The organism is Gilvimarinus gilvus, from assembly GCF_030518155.1.
In the GTDB taxonomy this organism is placed as follows: domain Bacteria; phylum Pseudomonadota; class Gammaproteobacteria; order Pseudomonadales; family Cellvibrionaceae; genus Gilvimarinus; species Gilvimarinus gilvus.
The window spans coordinates 1-391 of record NZ_JAULRU010000619.1 but is presented as its reverse complement, the minus strand read 5'-3'; the positions used below and the strand labels follow the sequence as shown (position 1 = coordinate 391).

Annotated in this window: 1 protein-coding gene; it reads left to right on the top strand. The window is 61.9% G+C overall.

Annotated features, from left to right (window positions below; all coding sequences use genetic code 11):
* Positions 1-37: 37 nt before the first annotated feature.
* A partial coding sequence (locus QWI17_RS16500; RefSeq protein ID WP_302723627.1) for an MFS transporter occupies positions 38-391 on the top strand: 354 nt, incomplete at its 3' end.

Sequence of the window (391 nt, the reverse complement as noted above, 5' to 3'; positions counted from 1 at the left end):
AATCGGATCCCAAACCTGAGGACGGAGATTTAGGCAAATGGCCACCAGTAGCGCCTCCACCGCATCCAGCCAGGCACCGGCCAACCAGGCCACGCCGCTGGTGATGCGTATCATCGGTTTCTGCGCGCTGGCGCACCTGATCAACGACCTGATCCAGTCGGTACTGCCGGCGATCTACCCGATGCTCAAGGCCAATTACAACCTGAGCTTCGCCCAGATCGGCATGATCACCCTGACGTTCCAGATCACCGCCTCGCTGTTGCAGCCCTGGGTCGGCTTTTTCACCGACCGTCGGCCGGCACCGAACCTGCTGCCGCTGGGCACCTTGTGCACCCTGGTGGGGATCGTGATGCTGGCCTTTGTCGGCAGCTTCCCGATGATCCTGTTGGCG